Below are 19,211 nucleotides of genomic sequence, written 5' to 3'. Positions count from 1 at the left end.
GACGGTGTGGCGTCCGTTACGCCCCTGCCACCGGCGCGATCTTCGGGTAAGCGCGGGACGACAGCGAAAAGGGTGCATGTCCGTGCGAGAAACCTATCACATCGAAGTGCTCGGGCCGGAGGAGCCGGACGCGCCGGGCGGCGTGCAGCAGCGGGTCTCCGTGCGGACGGCGAGCCCGGAGGCGGCGGCGGAGCGGGCCAAGCGGCTGTTCGCCCGGGCGCGAGTGCCGCAACGCGCGCGCACGGCCGCCGAGGCAGTTCGCGTCGTCGACGGCGCGGGCATCGAGATTTTCAGCATGAGCCGATTCGACGAGGCGTGAGCGAGGCGCTCCGACATTCATTGACTTCGCGGGTGCAACGTCGCATATCGCAGTTGCAGCGTCAGCGACCGAACGGGGTCGCTTGAGGGGGCTGCGTGACGGTTCGCGCCTTTTCCAAGGTTGCGCCCCGGCCCCTCTCTTCAACGTGTATGCACCCCAGGCCGCCCCATCACGCGGGCAGCCTCCCGGACCGATGGACCCGCCTTTGATAGTCCCGCGCGATTTGATGCGCCGGATTGCGGGTTCCGCTGCCTTGAAAGTACCGACTTGACCCAATTCACCGATTTCGGCCTCGCTCAGCCCGTGCTCCGCGCGCTGGAAGAGGCCGGCTACGTTACGCCGACGCCGATCCAGTCGCAGGCCGTCCCGCCCGCGATGGAGGGCCGCGACCTCTGCGGCATCGCCCAGACCGGCACCGGCAAGACCGCTGCCTTCGCCCTGCCGATCCTGCATCGCCTGTCGCTCGACAGTCGCCGCGCGCCGCGCCGCGGTTGCCGCGTGCTCGTGCTGTCGCCGACCCGCGAGCTCGCCAGCCAGATCGCCGACAGCTTCTCGGACTACGGCCGGCATCTGCCCTACACCAACACCGTCGTGTTCGGCGGCGTGAACATCACCCGCCAGGAGCGGGCGATCGCGCCGGGCGTCGATATCCTCGTCGCCACGCCGGGCCGGCTCATCGACCTCGTCGATCGCCGCGCGCTGACGCTGGAGGGCGTCGAGATCCTCGTCCTCGACGAGGCCGACCAGATGCTCGACCTCGGCTTCATCCACGCGCTCAAGCGCATCGTGAAGATGCTGCCGGCCAAGCGCCAGAGCCTGTTCTTCTCGGCCACCATGCCGAAGAACATCGCCGGGCTTGCCGACCAGTACCTCAGCAACCCGGTGCAGGTCGCGGTCACCCCCGTGGCGACCACCGCCGAGCGGGTCGATCAGCAGGTCATCTTCTGCCACACGGGCGCCAAGCAGGCCCTGCTCAATCACGTCCTGCGTGATCCGAAGATCGAGCGTGTGCTCGTCTTCACCCGCACCAAGCACGGCGCGGACCGGGTCGTGCGCGGCCTCGACAAGGCCAACGTCGTCAGCGCGGCGATTCACGGCAACAAGAGCCAGCCGCAGCGCGAGCGGGCGCTTGCCGCCTTCCGTGACGGTTCCTGCCGCGTGCTGGTGGCCACCGACATCGCCGCCCGCGGTATCGATGTCGATGGCGTGACCCACGTCGTGAACTACGATCTGCCGAACGTGCCGGAATCCTATGTCCACCGCATCGGCCGCACGGCCCGCGCGGGTGCGGAGGGCCAGGCGATCTCGTTCTGCAACGACGAGGAGCGCAGCTACCTGCGCGACATCGAGCGCACCACGCGTCAGAAGGTACCCGTCGCCGGGTTCCCCGAGGGCTTCGTGCCGCCGACGCGCCAGGAGGCGCAGGATAACGCCGCCGAGGAGGCGCGCCGTCCGCCGCGTCAGCCGCAGGGTCGCCCCGGCCAGCGCCAGGGTCGTCCGGGCGGCGGTCGCGGCCAGGGTGGCGAGGGACGCGGCGAGCCGCGCGCCCACGACGCTCGCGGCGGGCGTCCCGGCGGACAGCCGGGCCACCGCCAGGACCAGCGCGCCGCCGGCGCACCGCGTCCCGACGCTCAGCGGCAGGACCAGCGCCGCCCCGAGCGGGCCGGTGAGGCCCGCCCGCAGGGTGCGCGTCCGCAAGGAGCCCGTCCGAGCGACGGCCGTCGCGACGGTCGGCCCGCGCGCTCCGGTGGCGAGGGCGGCCGGGCGATCGGCTGGCTCGATCGCGCACCGCGCTCCTGATCGCCGGATGACCTGACGATCCCGCATCGGACTCTCGCCGCATTGCGCGGCGGGGGACGACGCAACCGATCCTCGGGTCTCGACGGGACATGGAAATCGATCTTTTCGGCGCGGGATGCGTTCATCCCGCGCCGTTCTCGTTCGGAGCACGGCCTGTCAGGAGATCAGGCGGGATGCGCTACGAACTCTATCGTGATGCGGGTGGGCAGTGGCGCTGGCGCCTGCGCGTCCAGAACGGCAACGTCATCGCAGATTCCGGTGAGAGCTATGTTCGCCGCGAGGATTGCGAGCGCGGCATCGAACTGGTGAAGGGAAGCGCCCAGGCGTCCGTCGTCGACATGACGACGAAGATCGCCTGACCCCGTTTCATAGGTCACCGCAGGCGCTCATTTTTTGCGAAACCGTTTTGCGGCCTCGTGCGTTCTCGCTCGCGCGGTACGCCGGGTTCGGCGTGTCCGTTCGCGATTGCCGAAGAGGGAATGCCCACTTGCTCAGAAAACTCCTCCTTGCCGCGCTGATGGTCCTTGGCCTCGCTGCGGTGGCACCGCAGGGTGCGTCGGCCGCCCCGGTCGGCCCGTCGTCCGCGCTCGTGACCGAAGCCACGCCCGCGACCGTCGAGAAGGCGCAATATTACCGCCGTGGCTGGGGTCCGCGCCCCTATTACGGCCGCCGGTTCTACGGCCCGCGCCCGTTCTACCGTCGCCCGTATTACCGCCGTCCGTTTTACGGCCCGCGCCGTTTCTATGGCCCGCGTCGCTTCTACTACTAAGCCGAACGGATCCCTCGGGAGTCACGCCTGACTTCTGAAGACGATCGTTTCCGATCTGAGCCCGGAGCGTCACCGCTCCGGGCTTTTTCGTGCTTACATCTTGGAGCGACCGATCAGCCCCCGCGCTTTTCCAAAGGCCGCGGACCGATATAGGATGGCGTTCAAGCGAGTATGGCCCGCGTGAGACGGGTCGCTCCGGAGGACGTCCCATGATCGATCTCGTGACGCGGCAGCGGCGCGCGATTGCGCCCGCTCGTACCCTATCCTGGCAGGACATCCCGCTCGAGCTGTTCGTCTGCGCTGCGGCGATCTTTCTCGCAGCCGGGCTGGAGCTTCTCGGCCTGATGCCCTGACGCGGTTCCGCCTCTGGCGCGGGATCGGCGCCCGTGCTTCGCTGTCCGACAACGCGTGTTCGAATCGGCGCGAACGGGGGGATCGATGATGCAGACGATCGATGTGGGCGACGAGCATCCCGTCGGCGACCTGACGGTGCGCACGATCGCCATGCCGGCCGACACCAACGCCAACGGTGACATCTTCGGCGGCTGGGTGCTGTCGCAGATGGATCAGGCCGGCGGCATCGCCGGGGTCGAGCGGGCGCAGGGCCGGGTCGTGACCGTGGCCGTCGATGCAATGACCTTCATCCGGCCCGTGCGGGTCGGGGATGTGCTGTGCGTCTATACCCGGATCGGCCGGGTCGGACGCACCTCGATGAAGATCCACTTGGAGGCCTGGGCGCGGCGCTTCCAGACCCGGATTCGCGAAAAGGTCACCGATGCGACCTTCACCTTCGTCGCCATCGACGAGGCGGGCCGTCCGCGCTCGATCCCGGTCGAGGACTGAGGCGCCTCCCCTTGGCGCTTCCCGGCGTGACGGTCTAGAACCGGGGCGACATCCTCGAACCGCCGAGTCCGTATGCCCGCCACGCCCCGCGCCGCGATCATTCCGGTCACCCCGTTCCAGCAGAACTGCACCTTGGTCTGGGACGACGCCACCAAGGCCGGCGCCGTGGTCGATCCCGGTGGAGACCTGGACCGGATCGAGGCGGCGATCCGCGCGCAGGGCGTGACGGTCGAGAAGATCCTGCTCACCCACGGCCATATCGACCATGCGGGCGGCGCCGCCGAGCTGAAGGAGCGCCTCGGCGTTCCCGTCGAGGGCCCGCACGAAGCCGACCGGTTCCTGCTCGATTCCCTGCCCGAGACGGGCGCGAATTACGGGATCGACGGCGCCCGCGCGGTCACGCCGGATCGCTGGCTCAACGAGGGCGACACGGTCACCGTCGGCGGCCTGACCTTCGACATCTGGCACGCCCCCGGCCACTCCCCCGGCAGCGTCGTCTTCATGAGCCGCGATGCCCGTTTCGCCCTGGTCGGCGACGTGGTGTTCCAGGGGTCGATCGGCCGGACCGACCTGCCCGGCGGCAGCCATGAGCAACTGATCCGGATGATCAAGGAGAAGGTGCTGCCGCTCGGCGACGACGTCGCCTTCATCCCCGGCCATGGGCCGACCGGAACGCTCGGGCAGGAGCGGATGACGAACCCGTTCCTGCAGGGATGAAACGGTCTGGATCGTCGCCCGCACGGCTTCACCGGCCGGCCACCGTGTCGGGTGAGACTCGAACGGTCGGGCCGGCAGCGTGCGCTATTTGGGCGATGATGCGGGAGTGCTCGACATGATGGCGTCCGATGCCGGTTCGATCCGAGTCTTTCTCGGCCTCGGAGCCGTGCGCGTCCGGCCGCGCATGTACATCGGCGATACGGAGGACGGGACTGGGCTGCACAACATGGTGCTCGCCACCGTGAGTTATGCGCTTCGCGAGCGCTCCGGTCGCTGCGCTGGCTGTATTCGGGTGTGCCTCGACGCTGACGGTTCCTGCACTGTCTCTGACGATGGTCCGGGCTTGTCCGGCGAGCCGGGCAGCGGCGGCGAAATCAGTGAGTTGGAAGCCGCGATGACGCGGCTCGATCCGAAAGATCTCGCGGGCGGTGTCGAACAGACGGGGCTGTGTGTCGTCAACGCACTTTCATACTGGCTACAGATCGAGAGCCGGATTGGGGGCACGTCGTTCGATCTAGCATTCCGGCACGGTGTGCAGCTCTCGCCGCTTGGCATCCGGGCGATCACGGACGATCATTGCGGAACGACGATTTCGTTTCAGCCCTCCGCCGACACCTTCCCGGAACGGAGCTTTAACGGCGCGAGATTGAAAGCCGATCTGGAGGCGCTGTCGCTTCGATCCGGAGCGCGGATCGAACTCAAGGATGCACGCGGGAACCCCGCGACCTGATGTTGTCCATTCGCGCGACGGCGTGCTGAAGAGCCCTTACGCGTCGTTAACGCGATCGGTCCACAAAGAGCACGCAACAACGCTTTCCAGACGTAAAAAGCGATGCAAAATCAGGGGGGAACGCCTATATGAAGACGAGACGGAAATAGCAGGCACACCCGGCCCGTACGGGCTCGAGAAAAGGCTCAAGAGCCGCCTGCCCGAGGAATTTTATGGCTGACTCCCCGAACACCGAACCCGCCGACAGCTACGGCGCGGAATCGATCCGCGTGCTCAAGGGCCTGGATGCCGTGCGCAAGCGGCCCGGCATGTATATCGGCGATACCGACGACGGCTCCGGCCTGCACCACATGATCTACGAGGTGGTGGACAACGCCATCGACGAGGCGCTCGCGGGCCACGCGGACCTCGTGACGGTGACGCTCAATGCCGACGGCTCGGTGACGGTCTCGGACAACGGACGCGGCATCCCCACCGACATCCACCGGGAAGAGGGAGTTTCGGCCGCCGAGGTCATCATGACCCAGCTCCATGCCGGCGGTAAGTTCGACCAGAATTCTTACAAGGTGTCGGGCGGACTGCACGGCGTCGGCGTGTCCGTCGTCAACGCGCTCTCCACCAGCCTGACGCTGCGGATCTGGCGCGGGGGCAAGGAACACCGCATGGAGTTCCGCCACGGCGACGCGGTGGCGCCGCTGGAGGTCGTCGGCCCTGCGGGCGATCGGCGCGGCACGGAGGTGACCTTCCTGCCGTCGACCGAAACCTTCACCATGGTGGAGTTCGACTATCCGACGCTGGAGAAGCGTCTGCGCGAGCTCGCCTTCCTCAATTCAGGCGTGCGCATCGTCGTCACCGATGCGCGCCACGCCGAGCACAAGCGCGAGGAGCTTTGCTACGAGGGCGGCGTCGAGGCCTTCGTGCGCTATCTCGACCGGTCCCGGAAGTCGGTCGAGGGCATGACGAAGCCCGTGACCGTGCTGGGCGAGCGCGATGGCATCCGCGTCGAGGTGGCATTCTGGTGGAACGACTCGTTCAACGAGACCGTCCTGCCCTTCACCAACAACATCCCGCAACGCGACGGCGGTACCCACATGGCGGGCTTCCGCGCCGCCCTGACGCGCCAGCTCACCGGCTACGCCGAATCCTCGGGCGTCGCGAAACGCGAGAAGGTCTCGCTCACCGGCGACGATTGCCGCGAGGGGCTGACCGCTGTCATCTCCGTGCAGGTGCCGGACCCGAAATTCTCGTCGCAGACGAAGGACAAGCTCGTCTCCTCCGAGGTCCGCCCGGCGGTCGAGAACATCCTCAACGAGGGTCTCTCGACCTGGCTCGAGGAGAACCCGGCCCAGGCGAAATCGGTGATGGGCAAGGTCGTGCTCGCGGCCGCCGCCCGTGAGGCGGCGCGCAAGGCGCGCGAGACCATCACCCGCAAGGGCGCGCTCGACATCGCCTCGCTGCCCGGCAAGCTCGCCGATTGCCAGGAGCGCGATCCGAGCAAATGCGAGTTGCTGCTGGTCGAGGGCGATTCCGCCGGCGGCTCGGCCAAGCAGGGCCGTGACCGTACCTTCCAGGCAGTGCTTCCGCTGCGTGGAAAGATCCTGAACGTCGAGCGGGTACGCGCCGACCGGATGCTGTCCTCGGCCGAGATCGGCACGCTGATCACCGCGCTCGGCGCCGGCATCGGCCGATCGAGCACTGACCGCGAGGGCTTCAACCCGGATAAGCTGCGCTATCACCGCATCATCATCATGACCGACGCGGACGTGGACGGCTCGCACATCCGGACATTGCTGCTGACGTTCTTCTTCCGGCAGATGCCGGAGCTCATCGACCGCGGTCACCTCTACATCGCCCAGCCGCCACTCTACAAAGCGGAGCGCGGCCGTCGGACCCTCTACCTCAAGGACGAGCGGGCGCTGGAGGATTACCTGATCGATCAGGGCGTCGAGGGCGCCGTGCTCCGGCTGGCCTCCGGCACCGAGTTCGGGGGTGCCCAGCTCAAGACCCTGGTCGAGGAAGCGCGCGCCTTCCGCGGCATCCTGCACGGGCTCCACACCCGCTACGACCGCTCGGTGGTCGAGCAATCGGTTCTGGCCGGCGCCTTCGCCAAGGATGTGGCCGAGAATCCCGGTGAGGCCGAGGTCCTGGCCGACCGCACCGCCAAGCGTCTCGACCGGATTGCCGACGAGATCGAAAAGGGCTGGACCGGGGCGGCCTCGGAGGGCGGCTACGTCTTCAGCCGGACGCTTCGCAGCGTGACGCAGATCGCCAACCTCGATGCGACGCTGCTCGCCTCGCAGGAGGCACGCCGACTTGCCGAGCGGGCGGAGACCTTGCGCGAGATCTACGAGGAGCCGGTGACGCTCGCCCGCAAGGGGGACGAGACCGAACTCTACGGCCCTGTTGGTTTGTTCGAGGCGGTGATGGCGTTCGGCCGGAAGGGCCTCCAGCTCCAGCGCTACAAGGGCCTCGGCGAGATGACCGCCCAGCAGCTCTGGGAAACGACGCTCGATCGCGACGTGCGCTCCCTGCTGCAGGTAAAGGTCAAGGATACGACCGACGCCGACGACCTATTCGTCAAGCTGATGGGTGACGTGGTGGAGCCGCGCCGCGAGTTCATCCAAGAGAACGCGCTGAGCGTCGCGAATCTCGACGTGTGATGGCGTGAGCCCGAAGGGCCGGTGACGGCTCTCGGGACGATGCCGATGGACGGTGGCCCGGGTCAGGCCCGTGCCGCCGACAATCCATCCGGAAGGCCTTCGTACGAATCGACGAGGAAGGCGCGGGCGCGGCTGACGCGACTCTTGACTGTGCCGACCTGACAGCCAAGCTGCTCGGCCGCTTCCTCGTAGGTGAAGCCCTCGGCACCGACGAGCAGAAGCGCCTGCCGCTGCGGCAGCGGCAAGGTGCCGATCAAGTTCATCACCATCCGCAGTCCCGCCGCGTGCTCCTGGTCGGGGTGAGCGGTGAGCGTGCCGGCATGGACGCCGTCGGCATCCTCGACTTCGCGGCGGCCCTTGCGAATCTCGGTGTAGAACTGATTGCGTAGGATGGTGAACAACCACGCCGTGAAGTTCGTGCCCGGCGTGAACCGCTCGCGGTTGGCCCAGGCCTTCACCATCGTCTCCTGAACGAGATCGTCGGCACGGGTCGGGTTGGCCGTGAGCGAGATCGCGAAGGTGCGCAACATCGGCAGCGCTTTCACCAGATCGTCGCGGAAGATGGCTTCGACCTGTCCGCCGTGGGCGGCGAGAGCTGTCTCGAACTGCCGCAACAGCGCCGCCAGCGGGCTCGGCAACGGAGCTTGCTCCGCCAGATCGAAGTAATCCCGCAAGGCGAGAGCCAACTGGCGCGGAACGGCTTTTGCCGCTTCACCCCGTACAAAACCGGGATCTTCCGGCAATTGGCTGCGAATCAGTTCGTCGGGCATCCGGATGGGCACCTCGGGATAGGGCAGGGCGTTTGAAGTAGTCACCTTTCGGTAGCAATTGAAAAATGAACTGATGCTAAACGGAGACGGAAAAAGCCCCAATCCCTCTAAGCAGGTAGAGCAGATCGCCCGCACAGCCCTTGGAATTGTTTCGGAGTTTTTCTGAAAGATCGCCGGATCGCAGCGCGACAGGGGCCGAAGATTGCAGTGTCCCGCGATTTGCTTTCAGCTTAGCCGTTTGAATTGCGTACGGCTGGTTCGCTTCGCACCGGCGGGAATCGGCAACGCTGCGTGGTGGCAAACCGTCATCGGCAGGGCTTCCTCTTTATCGGCTTGCCTTGGCGGCCACGACCTGCGGCATAGCTGTGCACGCAACGGCCTGCGCCGGAGCCGGTGGTTCAAGGAGTCCAAGTATGTTGGAAGAGTTCAAGAAATTCGCGCTGCGCGGCAACGTGGTGGATCTCGCCGTCGGCGTGATCATCGGCGCGGCGTTCGGCGCCATCGTCACGTCGCTGGTTCAGGACGTCATCATGCCGATCATCGGCGCGGTGACCGGCGGCCTCGATTTCTCGAACTACTACATCCCGTTGTCGTCCAAGGTGCAGGCGGGCATGCCCTATGCCGAGGCGAAGAAAGTCGGCGCGGTGATCGGCTACGGCCAGTTCCTGACGCTCGCCGTCAACTTCACGATCATCGCGTTCGTGCTGTTCATGGTGATTCGCGCCATGAACGTGATCTCGGGCGCAATGTTACGTTTTCGAGATCAAATTCCCGCTTTGAGGCATCTGCTTTGGGTGGGCTAGTGACCTGACGTTAGGCGAGGCTGCTTTCGAGAGAAGGCGGCCTCGCTCACGTTGGAGACTCCTCAAGGAGCAGTCTGGTGCCGGCGAAGGAGCCACGCCGCCAAAACCAAGCCGGACGAACCGACCAAGCTCGCGTCGTCAGGCGATACCGCAACCTCCTCACCGACGACCCGTCCATGGCCGGTCCCCGCGAGATTCCGAAGCTCATTGGCGCTCTCGATCATCGCCCGGGCGCTGGACGCCATCTTCCGCAGGTACTTTTCGCTCGGCGTTGCCGGAGGCGTGTTCGGCGCCATTCCGAGCAGGGTGAAGCAGCGCCCGGTTAGCCCAGGAAAATCGAGTTTCTCGAAATCGGTCTCGCCTCGCTTGCGCAGGATCGAACGCATTGTCGCTTCGAGCATGTCCTTGGTTGCGCCGAGCGCACCGTGGGGATCGGACGGAAGGGACTTCTCGATGCGTGCCGCGTAGGCATCAAGGTCCACAATATCGCGGGATGCGCTGACCTCGGACATTCCGTGTGCAAGGGCAGCCAACAGTGGATCGCCAGTACCTTCCCATAACTCGACGATGTCTCGGTACCCATGCGTTGCGAGCCAGAACCGCACATCCTTGTTATCGAACAGGGCAGCGAACGCATCCTCGTCGTCCGAAAAGAGGTTGTTTACCAAATCGACGACATGTCCTTCGTGATCGTCGTCGCCCCAACTCAAGCTCCGATAGAAGCGAGGATGGCGCTCCAGGCGCTCAGTCAGGCCATGGAGGGCCGCAAACTTCTTCCAGTCGCTTTCGCCAAATCGGCGCGATAGCGCTTCGGCGAGAGCAACCTTCAGGCGGCCTGCTAGCCTTTCATCATCCTGAAAGACGTCGGGGATGCGCCGCGCCGTCGGCATTTCCAACCTCGTATGATTCTGCGTGGACGGCCCTTGGCCATGTCGCCTGTATATCGTGCCGACCGTTGAAATGCGCTTGCTATGATAGCCTGCTCGGAGCGGTCCTGTCGGTTCCATGCCCGATATCGCTCCGCAACCTGAGATATCATTTCGAGCGGGAGCGGCCATCGTTGGTTCAATGCCCAAAGGCTGCATAGTGTTGGCCACAGATTGCTAAGGATCAGATCGGATGAGGCGTAGCAGACGGCGTTCGGGCAGTTCACCGGTTTCCGCACGCCCATTCATGGAGACGCCAAAGGGAAAGCTGGCTCAATATCGACGCCGCAAGAACAAGCGGCTGCGAATTTGGATCGACGATATAGAGCCTCAATCCAAAAAGATGTCTGCCAAAGACAAGGATGCATTTCAAGAAACATTGGCGCAAAAAATGAGCGAGTTGAAGAGGTCTTCATTCAGGGGCAGTATCGCTCTGCGTGTTGACCTTGCAACAACGAGCAAAACCGCGCCGCACGTGCATACTATCGCCAAAAATCTGCTGGATCTGTTCGGGATGGTCGAAGCACGAGTCGGCATTCGGCAAAAAAGCCTACTGTATAAGGATGACTCCCAAATCCATGCACTTGAAGTTCTATGCCGCCACGGGGAGGATTATCCCTCCATCTCCGTCGAGGCCAGACCACTGAGATCGATGCTCGATGATGTCGAGTTGGGGTTAGAAGCCATGATGGCGCTGTACTACGACAACCCCCAAGATGAGTACGAGAAGGAGATAAGGGAAGAAGCGATCCGTGATCTGAAAAGAATGAAGGATAATGAGGCTGCACAGCGAAGCAGGATGGGTGATCTGCTTTATGAGGCGATGCTGAAACTCACTAGGAGCGGGGCGCAGGACGTCTTCTTGCGTAAATCGATTCTTGACATCGAAATGTTGGCCTATCTTTATAGGTGTCCGAGAGGGCCGTTTCAGCCCATTGAACCTGAGGCCTGGGTACAACTGATGCGAAAATCGTCTTTTCGCATTGATGTAGGCGAGCTCCCGACCGCGCGTGGCAATTCGAATGATTTCCGACATCGTATCGACTCGGCGATAGCTTGCTTTAAGGCAAGGTGGGACTGGCTGCTGAAGCCGCTGGTCGTACCTGTTGGGCTGCAGCTTATCGTCCGCCCTGACTTCAATACGCCATCTGGGGTGCTCCACGATCTCGACAACATTGTCCGCGATTATCTCTTGCCCCGGTTCACTCCTGAATTCGGGACCGTCTCAGACCGCCACTGGACCATCGACTTCGAGGAGCTCGAACGCACCAGCCCGGAGCTTGCATCTCGGTGGAGGGAATGGCGGACGCCGCCCAAAGGCACACGTGACGGCGTCATCGGGTACAACGCCTGGAGACTGCCCGCCGTGGAAGGAGCGCCAGGGTTTGTGAATGCTGCCCTTGTCGTCGATCCCGACTTAGATGCCGGCATATTTCGACGGCTCGATAACATCATCGACAGGTGGGAGAAGGAGATCGTTTCCACGGGCTGAGACCTGGATCGATCTCAAATCGTCTTGAGGCGTGTACCAAGTCGTTCAAACTCCGGGCTTTGACCCAACCGGCGATGGCATCTCGTAGAGCAGGCCGATGACGACCGCCACGCCGAGGGCTCATCGCAACGAGCGCATGTCGTCTGTTACGCTCTCAGCAGCGTAAAGGGGGCGAATCGTGGGTTTGTTTAGATGGATAACGGGAGGGCTGGAGGCCAAGCTCATCGAGGCCGCCCGCAACCTCGATGAGGCCGAGTGCCGCTACTTAGAGACGCTCAGGCGGGAGTTCGCAAACCTCATCATGGAAGCCGATCCCGAGCTGATGCGCCGGGCGTATGAGAAGGCGTGGAATTGGGAGCGGGAAACGGCGAAGAGCCCGGACCGGCTCTGGGCCGATGAGCATGCTCTCGTCACCAGGCTGGCCCGCTTCGAGGAGTTCGACCGGATCGGGACCCGCCACTTCGTGCCATATGCGGAAAGCCGCAGCTCGCTATCAGACGACGACTTGCTGGACTGTTACCTGGACCTATCCCGCATGCTGGTCTTCCTGCGGAACCGTAGGCAACCTGATGTCGGCCGCCGGCGGCCCTTGCACGATGAGAGGGAGCACAAGGTCCTGCTGGACGCCATTCATCGGGTCAAGGATCGGCACTTCCGAACACGCATCGAGGATGCACTTCGGCGCTTCCATGCCTATCGTCAGGGTTCCGGCGCCGGCAAGGCGGACCCCTACGCGGGCACCCGCGAAGCCTATTCCGATGCCGAAGTCGAAGTATTCCCGCTTCCATACGGACCAACACCGGAAAACGAGACCGGCATCGTATTCCGGAAAACTGACGAATACGCGGTCTCGGCCATCTTCCATGGCGACGACGGGCGCATCGTCGAGAGCCTCTATCGCAGCGACCGGCAGTTCTCGTCGCGGACCATCCTCAGCCGATGAAGGAAAGGTAGACCACGCGGTCTACTAAGGAGAAGCGGAAAGTTCCGCGCGACCGGTTACGAGCGTGGCCGGAACAAAGGACGAACCAATACGTTGGGTATCTTGGCCGACGGGAAGTCGTGCCCAGGCGTTCCGGGGGGGCCATGCCGAAGAACATCGTGGTCTTCTCCGATGGCACCGGCCAGGAAGGTGGGCTGCGCGAGGAGCAGCGGCTCAGCAACGTGTACAAGCTTTACCGCGTCTGTCGGGTCGGCCCGGACAGCGGCATCGACCCGCGCGACCAAGTCGCTTTCTACGACCCCGGGCTGGGCACCGACGGGTCGGCCACTGGCTTCCTCGGTGCGTACCGTCGGCTCCAGAAGCTGCTGTCCTCTGTGACCGGCTTGGGCATCACAAAAAACATCACCGACTGCTACGAGTTCATCGTCAACCACTACGAGCCGGGCGACCGGATCTATCTCGTGGGCTTTAGCCGGGGCGCCTACACGGCTCGGTGCGTAGCCAACGTGCTGTTCCTTTGTGGGGTGCCGACCACGGCGCCGGATGGCTACTTGCCCCGGTTCCGCCGAGCAACGCGCGCCATCGCCAAGGAGGCGGTTCTGCAGGTCTACGAGTACGGAGCCGGCTCGCCTCGGGCGCAGTACGAGCAGGAGCGCTTCGAGCTCGCCAGGCGCTTCCGACATAGGTACGGCTCGGGCGACGAGCTCCGCTCGAACGTAGCCCCACACTTCGTAGGCGTCTTCGACACCGTGGCCTCGCTCGGTTCGACCGGTCCGCTGCGCTGGGGCATCGGCGCAGGCTTAGCGCTGCTCGCCGCCCTCGTAGCGGCGGTGCCGGCGGCGCTGCTCGACCTCTCGTTCGATACGGGCTTCTGGGGACCGTTCGTTTCCATCCTGGCTCTGATGGGCGCCTTCATCCTGTTGCGCTGGCTACCGACGGCGGTGAAGACCATCGAGAAGAGCCCGGTCGACGGGAAGACCCATCGGCACCTCGCGCAGTGGCGCTCAGGCAACTACGACCGCCTCCTCTCCGGTCACGTCGGCTACGCTCGGCACGCGCTCGCCATCGACGAGACCCGCGCCGATTTCCCGCCGGTCGGGTGGGGCAAGAAGGGTGCGGTCCGTGAGAAGGTCGGCGACGAGCCGGAGCCGCTCGTCCAGATGTGGTTCGCGGGGAACCACTCCGACATCGGAGGCAGCTACCCCGAGGCCGAGAGCCGGCTATCCGACATCGCCCTGGGCTGGATGGTCGAGGAGGCGACGACCATTCCGAACCCGCTGCTGGTCGATGGCATGGTGCCGGGCGAGCCTGGCAACGGGCGGTTGCGCCTGCACCCGGCCGCGGACGGCATGCAACACTGCGAGGTCGCCAGCATGCGCGACACCATTGCCGGCATCTTCCCCCGCTGGCTGGTGCCCCGGCTGGGCCGGTTTGGTTGGCCTGTGAAGCCACGGACGGTTCCGCCCGGCGCCCCGGTTCACCCGACCGTTTACGAGCGGTTCGAGATGGCCGAGGTGACGCAGTGCGCCGGCAGGGGCGCCTACCGGCCCGAGGCCTTGGCATCTCACGAGGATTTCAAGGCCGGCTATGTGACGGCAGCCGCCTCACCCGACGCCGTTCGGGCTAACTCCTAGCCTTCATGCGTACGGCCTACCGCTGCGCCCCCCGCTCGCGCGGTGTAAGCTTGGCCGACCGATTCTCCGGACGACACTCGAATACGGCTCGAACGGCACTCTCAGGATGGCCAAGGTCGATTACCACCGGAATGCCCTGCGCATCCTCTTCATCTTGGTGAAGGGCAGCACGCCCTATGGAGGCGAGCCCGTCGACGGGTATCACCGGGTGTTCAGGGGTGAGACCAAAGTTCAGGCGCTCGACTTCTGGGTCCGCTACCCGGACTACTTGGCGGATGAACTCCTCACGCTCTACGAACTCACGCGCGACCAGGAATACCTCGACATCGCCGACGGTATCTTCGCGGAGGAAGAGCCTGACCTTCGTCGCGTACCCATGCTGCGTCGCTATTTCGGCGCCTACGAACCCCTCGACACCGTTCTCAGCATCCTCAAAAGCAGGGGGTTGGTGATGCTTCGCTCCCTCCAGAAGCAGAAGGGCAACGACGAACACGACTTCCTTGTCGGAGACCGAGCCGTCAACTTGCTGGACCGCATCGTGGCCGGGGTGCCGGAGATGGGCTGGTACGACCAGCGCGTCGATCTCGTCCTGCGCGTGGCGAGCGGACGCGGGGGCTACGACCTAAAGGCTCGGCAGCATCAGCAGAAGGAATACCACGATGCGGCTACGGGTCAGATCATCCCGACGACTGCCGAGCGCGTCCGGCTCCGTCTCGAAAAGCTGAAGGCTGCATGATGGCGAGCGAACTGCAACGGACCGATGCGTCCTCGCTGATTGCGCAGATTGCATCGAAATCCGGTCGGGGCGTAGAGGACGTTCGGGCCGTTCTCGCCCGTCATGGTGTGGCCTATAAGCCGTCAATCGCGGTGCCCAAGCGCCTCTGCATCCTTTCGCTCGCGTTCACCGGTGAGAGGAAGGGGGAGAGGGCGCCCGGGCCGATCTCCTTCACCTGGGACGATCTCGGGCCCGGTCTCACGGCCATCCTCAGCGACAGGAATTTCAGGGGTAAGTCGACGCTGCTCTCGATGCTCCGTTGGTGCCTCAACGGGCGCCGTAGTGACGGGGTGCCAAGCGAGATGGCGGACTGGTTCCACACTGTGACTATGCGGTTCACGCTGGAGGGGCACCTCTACGAGGTCGACATCGCAGATGCCGTTGCGTCGGCCGGCACGCTGTGGCGCGTGGACGACAAAAGCCGGCAGGCCCAGGCCTCCTTCTCGACCGAGGACGACTTCGAGGCCGTGATGTCGGCCTTCTTCATGGATCAACTCGGCCTTCAGATGATGGTGACCCACATCGAGCGGCAGGGCAAAGGCATCGACCAACCTCACGACTGGGTGTGGTTGTCCGGGGCCATGGTGATCGAGCCCAGCCCGTCCGTTCTCTTCGGCACCGGAACCTACGCGGGGCTCGGCACCCGCATGATGCAGATGTACCTCGGCGTGCCTTGGACGAACGCCGCAAGCGACGTGGCCGCGGCGCAAAATCGCATCAAGACCGATACGCGCGAGGCGTCCGTTGCGCTTGAGCGGACGCGCGACCGGCGCCTGGGGCGCATCGCCGAACTTGATGCGGAAATCAGGGACCTTCGCAAGAAGCTCGATGCGCTGCCGAAGCCTGAGGACCAGCGGGCCGCCCTGCGGGCGGCGAACCGCGCGTTCGCGGATGCGCAGACGCGTGAGCGGCTCGCTTTGCGCATGCTTACCAAAGTCGACGAGGACGTCGAAGCGGCGAAGGAGGCATATGCGGCCGCCCGGCGTGACTTAGTGGACTTCAAGGACGGGCGTGCCGCTAAGAGGGTGTTCAGGTCGCTCGATCCGGTTTGTTGCCCTCGCTGCGACGAGGTGTTCGACGAGGACCGGCGTGTCGCAACCAGCGAGAGCCACACCTGCGTCGTGTGCCGTTCGAACGAGGAGCCGGAGGGCGACCCCGCAGCGCAGGAAGCCGCTTTGAAGAAGGCGGTCGCCGACGCGGAGGTGGAGGCCAAGGCACAGAAGGCGCGTCACGCGTCCGTCGGTCAGGCCCTCAAGGATGCCCGTGCCGAAGTGGCGGATGCCGAGAGGGATTGCGGTCGCATCGAGTCGGCGCTGGCCCAGCCATCACCCGCCGCGGCATTACAGTTAGAGATCGTCCGGAAGGAAGCCCAGAAAGAGGAACTGGATGCGGAGGCAGTCGCCGTGCCGGCGCCGGTCGACGACCAAGCCGTGCTCAAGTTCGCCGAGCAGGTCACTAAGGATGCCTACAAGCCGTTGCAGGACGAACTCCTGGCCGAGGTTTCCGATCTCATCAGGGAGTATGCGGTGCGCTTCGGCGTGGAGAGCCTGGAAAGCGCCGACCTCAAGGGGAACACCAACCTCTTCCTGGTCAAGGACGGAGGTAAGACGTCTTTCTCTAAGCAGACCGACGGCGAGCGGGTCCGGCTGAAGGTCGCGACCACCCTGGCCATCATCAAGGTGGCTGAGAGGCGTGGCCTCGGGCGACATCCTGGTCTCCTCCTCATCGATTCGCCTGGGGCGAACGAGATGGTCGGACGCGATTATGCGAACCTGATCGCGGGGCTCGCGGAAATCGCCAAGGAGATCCCGCACCTGCAGGTCTTCGTGGCATCCATCAACAACGAGACCATCCGCGCCCATGTGCCTCGCGACCGCGTGCTGTACGCTGAAGGGGACGATTACCTCTGGTGAGCCTGTGGACGCACTCGATGAAAGGATGACCGCGGCGCTGACCGAGGGGCGGCGGCCTTCGGCTGCGGAATTCGGTGGGTTGGGATCGATCCTGGCCGCTCCTGAGGTGGTCGCAGGCTCGAAGTTCGCACCGGAGTTTTTTTCCCTCGTACTCGACGAGGCCGACTTGGAGGACGCGGCGATGCAGTCGTTCTCCGGCGAGCTCGTTGACCGGCTCGCCGACGATTTTGGCATCAATGCCCTTGTGGACCTCGTTGCGGATCGGCCGCCGTTACCGGAGCCGGTCGAAGGTCGGTGGTTCAAACGGTGGCTCGCGCTAGCCCGAGACCGCGCGGCCATGGCCAGCGTGCGGACCGCCGCGCTGCGTGGCGCGCTCCTCATGAAGCGTCAGAGCTCGCGCCGTTCCATCAGCTTGTCGGCGTTCGTCGTGAACTGCGAGCCGGACGACGACGCCAGCTTCCTTGCGCACGCCGCGCGCATTGCCGGTCTCCTGCACGCGGAAACGCCGAACGACGCGACCGTCGAGTTCCTTGAGGGGCTCCTCGACGTGGCCGATGCCGCGGACGAGGCGACGTTCGAGCTCGGCATGGAGCGCGTAGGCTTGGCCCTGCAGGCGACCAGCGGCCTCGACGCTTTGAACCGACTGCGAGAAGCTCGCATTCGGTTCGATGCGGCGTCGGCCATGCGGGAGGCCCGTTCAGACGCGCGTGTGCTCTCGCTGGCGATAGGTCTGCTGGACGACTTCTACGAGGAGCGCGTCGGGGGGTGGGCTGACCGGGTGCATGAACTCGGCCGAGAGGCATTCGCCTACTCGGCCTATTCCCATCAGGACGGTGACTTCCTCAACGGTGCGAAAGCGGCGGAGGTGTCCGCCTGGGCATCGTTGGCGATCCGGCTCGCGACGCTGGGACCCAGCCTCGACAAGCCGTCCTGGTGGGATGCGGCACGCATCATCGAAAATGAGCTGCTCGCCGTCTACTCTGCGAACCGGACCATCTTCCGGCGGTCGAGCGACGGGGGCCTGGAATGGCTGGTGCGTCCTCGGATCGAGGATTACTTCGCTCGACACCGTGAGCAGCTCTACGCGCTGCGGGACTGGCTCGGAGCCCACGGCGCCTCCGAGCTCGGGGCCGCAGCCTCTCACCTCATCACGCGCACCGATGCCGCACTCGGAAAGGGGGCGGACCCGGACCCTCCCGGGGCGGCGACCTTAGGCCCCACGGTCGCCGCCGTCATTGAGCAGGGCTCACCGTCGTTCGAACTACAGGAGCGCCTCGCCCGGGAGGTCATCTCGAATGTCAACACGTTCGAGGTCCGCTCACTCACACCGACTTTGATGGAGGCGCTGGCGGTCGTGCTCCCGGCGTTCGAGGGCATACCCTACTTCGACACCAACCCGACCGTGAGGATCATCGTGCAGGCGGTGGTCTATAAGACGCTGCTCTTCCTCGAAAGTCGGATGGACCCGAGCCCGGGGGTCGACCCGACCGTAGCTTACCTCTTCACCAGTGAAGGGGAGACCGATCCCTTGGAGAAGGAGATCCAGCAGGATTTCATGAGGTTCATCCGGACGGCCAAGTTCGGTACCGTCGACGAGTTGCGAGGCGTCGCCGCCGGCCGTGCCGACGTAGTGCATCAGGTGGATGGCGTGAGGTTCATCACGGAGGTGAAGCGCGAGGAGGAAGACGCGTCGTTCGAGAACCTTCTGGCCTCCTACGGCGACCAGACCGCCCTCTACCAGAACACCAACCTCCCCATCGGCATCCTGCTCGTCCTAGATCTCACGACGAAGGGCGGCCTCTCAGGCCACTTCAGAACTCTCTACCGGACCGAGGTGGGCGACCTCCTAGGTGACGGGACCCGGCGGGGTGTGCTGATTGTGAAAGTTCCCGGCCGTCGGATCGCGCCGAGCGCGGCGACTGTGGAGGCCGTGAAGAGAGTATCCAAGGCCAAGACCGAGGCGGCGAAGACGGCGAAAGCCGCCGCAAAGGCTGCTACCGCCCCCGCCTCTCGCCCGAGCCGCCGCGGGCGAGGCCGGCCGGCTGCCGACGCTCAAGACGCTGCTTCCCCGACGCCGACGAAGAAGCGTTGACGCCTCACCGTCGTATGTGGGCCCT

The 19,211-nt window shown here is 64.9% G+C and carries 18 protein-coding genes; 16 read left to right on the top strand and 2 right to left on the bottom strand.

Annotated features, from left to right (window positions below; genetic code table 11):
* Positions 1-82 precede the first annotated feature (82 nt).
* The 9 genes from J2W78_RS16345 (at position 83) to gyrB (ending at position 7,838) form a co-directional block, all read left to right on the top strand.
* Complete coding sequence (locus J2W78_RS16345) at positions 83-319, top strand: hypothetical protein (RefSeq protein WP_253374065.1); 237 nt, start codon at positions 83-85, stop codon at positions 317-319.
* A 267-nt stretch (positions 320-586) separates the two neighbouring features.
* Positions 587-2,119 carry a DEAD/DEAH box helicase gene (locus J2W78_RS16340; RefSeq protein ID WP_253372173.1) on the top strand — a complete coding sequence of 511 codons (1,533 nt, stop codon included), beginning with the start codon at positions 587-589 and terminating at the stop codon, positions 2,117-2,119.
* 173 nt (positions 2,120-2,292) lie between these two features.
* On the top strand, positions 2,293-2,478 hold the full coding sequence (locus J2W78_RS16335; protein WP_253372172.1) for a YegP family protein: 186 nt from the start codon (positions 2,293-2,295) through the stop codon (positions 2,476-2,478).
* Between the two features lie 128 nt (positions 2,479-2,606).
* Positions 2,607-2,888 carry a hypothetical protein gene (locus J2W78_RS16330; protein ID WP_253372171.1) on the top strand — a complete coding sequence of 94 codons (282 nt, stop codon included), beginning with the start codon at positions 2,607-2,609 and terminating at the stop codon, positions 2,886-2,888.
* A gap of 209 nt (positions 2,889-3,097) precedes the next feature.
* The gene (locus J2W78_RS16325; protein ID WP_253372170.1) at positions 3,098-3,241 is read left to right on the top strand and encodes a hypothetical protein; all 144 of its coding nucleotides are present in this window, start codon (positions 3,098-3,100) and stop codon (positions 3,239-3,241) included.
* A gap of 85 nt (positions 3,242-3,326) precedes the next feature.
* Positions 3,327-3,731 (top strand): acyl-CoA thioesterase, encoded by a 405-nt coding sequence (locus J2W78_RS16320; protein WP_253372169.1) that lies wholly within the window; start codon positions 3,327-3,329, stop codon positions 3,729-3,731.
* Between the two features lie 72 nt (positions 3,732-3,803).
* A complete protein-coding gene (locus J2W78_RS16315) occupies positions 3,804-4,448 on the top strand; it encodes an MBL fold metallo-hydrolase (RefSeq protein WP_253372167.1) in 645 nt (214 codons plus the stop codon).
* A 106-nt stretch (positions 4,449-4,554) separates the two neighbouring features.
* Positions 4,555-5,178 (top strand): hypothetical protein, encoded by a 624-nt coding sequence (locus J2W78_RS16310; RefSeq protein ID WP_253372166.1) that lies wholly within the window; start codon positions 4,555-4,557, stop codon positions 5,176-5,178.
* 212 nt (positions 5,179-5,390) lie between these two features.
* The gene (gene gyrB / locus J2W78_RS16305) at positions 5,391-7,838 is read left to right on the top strand and encodes a DNA topoisomerase (ATP-hydrolyzing) subunit B (protein ID WP_253372164.1); all 2,448 of its coding nucleotides are present in this window, start codon (positions 5,391-5,393) and stop codon (positions 7,836-7,838) included.
* Positions 7,839-7,900: 62 nt separating this feature from the next.
* Here gyrB and J2W78_RS16300 read toward each other — a convergent pair whose 3' ends face one another.
* Entirely contained in the window at positions 7,901-8,608 is a 708-nt protein-coding gene (locus J2W78_RS16300; protein WP_253372162.1) for a sigma-70 family RNA polymerase sigma factor, read from the bottom strand.
* A gap of 413 nt (positions 8,609-9,021) precedes the next feature.
* On the opposite strand from J2W78_RS16300, the gene mscL reads away from it, so the two are divergent.
* Positions 9,022-9,411, top strand: a complete 390-nt coding sequence (gene mscL, locus J2W78_RS16295) for a large conductance mechanosensitive channel protein MscL (protein WP_253372160.1) — start codon at positions 9,022-9,024, stop codon at positions 9,409-9,411.
* Positions 9,412-9,473: 62 nt separating this feature from the next.
* Here the strand turns inward: mscL and J2W78_RS16290 are convergent, their stop codons facing one another.
* Positions 9,474-10,301 carry an abortive infection family protein gene (locus J2W78_RS16290; RefSeq protein WP_253372158.1) on the bottom strand — a complete coding sequence of 276 codons (828 nt, stop codon included), beginning with the start codon at positions 10,299-10,301 and terminating at the stop codon, positions 9,474-9,476.
* Positions 10,302-10,530: 229 nt separating this feature from the next.
* Between J2W78_RS16290 and J2W78_RS16285 the strand changes: the two genes are divergently transcribed.
* From J2W78_RS16285 to J2W78_RS16260, 6 genes are all read left to right on the top strand, one after another.
* Positions 10,531-11,829, top strand: a complete 1,299-nt coding sequence (locus tag J2W78_RS16285; protein ID WP_253372156.1) for a hypothetical protein — start codon at positions 10,531-10,533, stop codon at positions 11,827-11,829.
* A 178-nt stretch (positions 11,830-12,007) separates the two neighbouring features.
* Complete coding sequence (locus tag J2W78_RS16280) at positions 12,008-12,772, top strand: hypothetical protein (protein ID WP_253372154.1); 765 nt, start codon at positions 12,008-12,010, stop codon at positions 12,770-12,772.
* A 143-nt stretch (positions 12,773-12,915) separates the two neighbouring features.
* Positions 12,916-14,406, top strand: coding sequence for a DUF2235 domain-containing protein (locus J2W78_RS16275; RefSeq protein WP_253372152.1), 1,491 nt, complete (start codon positions 12,916-12,918; stop codon positions 14,404-14,406).
* 106 nt (positions 14,407-14,512) lie between these two features.
* Positions 14,513-15,142 carry a hypothetical protein gene (locus J2W78_RS16270; RefSeq protein WP_253372150.1) on the top strand — a complete coding sequence of 210 codons (630 nt, stop codon included), beginning with the start codon at positions 14,513-14,515 and terminating at the stop codon, positions 15,140-15,142.
* On the top strand, positions 15,139-17,094 hold the full coding sequence (locus J2W78_RS16265) for a hypothetical protein (RefSeq protein WP_253372148.1): 1,956 nt from the start codon (positions 15,139-15,141) through the stop codon (positions 17,092-17,094). Before J2W78_RS16270 ends, J2W78_RS16265 begins: the two co-directional genes overlap by 4 nt.
* Entirely contained in the window at positions 17,042-19,186 is a 2,145-nt protein-coding gene (locus tag J2W78_RS16260) for a hypothetical protein (protein ID WP_253372147.1), read from the top strand. The genes J2W78_RS16265 and J2W78_RS16260 overlap by 53 nt, the downstream gene beginning before the upstream one ends.
* Positions 19,187-19,211 lie beyond the last annotated feature (25 nt).

The sequence above is a fragment of the Methylorubrum extorquens genome (assembly GCF_024169925.1).
In the GTDB taxonomy this organism is placed as follows: domain Bacteria; phylum Pseudomonadota; class Alphaproteobacteria; order Rhizobiales; family Beijerinckiaceae; genus Methylobacterium; species Methylobacterium extorquens_A.
The sequence above is the reverse complement of the archived record's forward strand: the minus strand, read 5'-3'. Positions and strand labels throughout refer to the sequence as shown.

What these genes read in the sequence shown, in the direction of transcription:
- J2W78_RS16335 (WP_253372172.1), top strand. Translation starts at nt 2,293, where the DNA reads ATGCGCTACGAACTCTATCGTGATGCGGGTGGGCAGTGGCGCTGGCGC.
- J2W78_RS16325 (WP_253372170.1), top strand. Translation starts at nt 3,098, where the DNA reads ATGATCGATCTCGTGACGCGGCAGCGGCGCGCGATTGCGCCCGCTCGT.
- J2W78_RS16320 (WP_253372169.1), top strand. Translation starts at nt 3,327, where the DNA reads ATGATGCAGACGATCGATGTGGGCGACGAGCATCCCGTCGGCGACCTG.
- J2W78_RS16315 (WP_253372167.1), top strand. Translation starts at nt 3,804, where the DNA reads ATGCCCGCCACGCCCCGCGCCGCGATCATTCCGGTCACCCCGTTCCAG.
- gyrB (WP_253372164.1), top strand. Translation starts at nt 5,391, where the DNA reads ATGGCTGACTCCCCGAACACCGAACCCGCCGACAGCTACGGCGCGGAA.
- J2W78_RS16300 (WP_253372162.1), bottom strand. Translation starts at nt 8,608, where the DNA reads ATGCCCGACGAACTGATTCGCAGCCAATTGCCGGAAGATCCCGGTTTT.
- mscL (WP_253372160.1), top strand. Translation starts at nt 9,022, where the DNA reads ATGTTGGAAGAGTTCAAGAAATTCGCGCTGCGCGGCAACGTGGTGGAT.
- J2W78_RS16290 (WP_253372158.1), bottom strand. Translation starts at nt 10,301, where the DNA reads ATGCCGACGGCGCGGCGCATCCCCGACGTCTTTCAGGATGATGAAAGG.
- J2W78_RS16285 (WP_253372156.1), top strand. Translation starts at nt 10,531, where the DNA reads ATGAGGCGTAGCAGACGGCGTTCGGGCAGTTCACCGGTTTCCGCACGC.
- J2W78_RS16275 (WP_253372152.1), top strand. Translation starts at nt 12,916, where the DNA reads ATGCCGAAGAACATCGTGGTCTTCTCCGATGGCACCGGCCAGGAAGGT.
- J2W78_RS16270 (WP_253372150.1), top strand. Translation starts at nt 14,513, where the DNA reads ATGGCCAAGGTCGATTACCACCGGAATGCCCTGCGCATCCTCTTCATC.
- J2W78_RS16265 (WP_253372148.1), top strand. Translation starts at nt 15,139, where the DNA reads ATGATGGCGAGCGAACTGCAACGGACCGATGCGTCCTCGCTGATTGCG.
- J2W78_RS16260 (WP_253372147.1), top strand. Translation starts at nt 17,042, where the DNA reads ATGTGCCTCGCGACCGCGTGCTGTACGCTGAAGGGGACGATTACCTCT.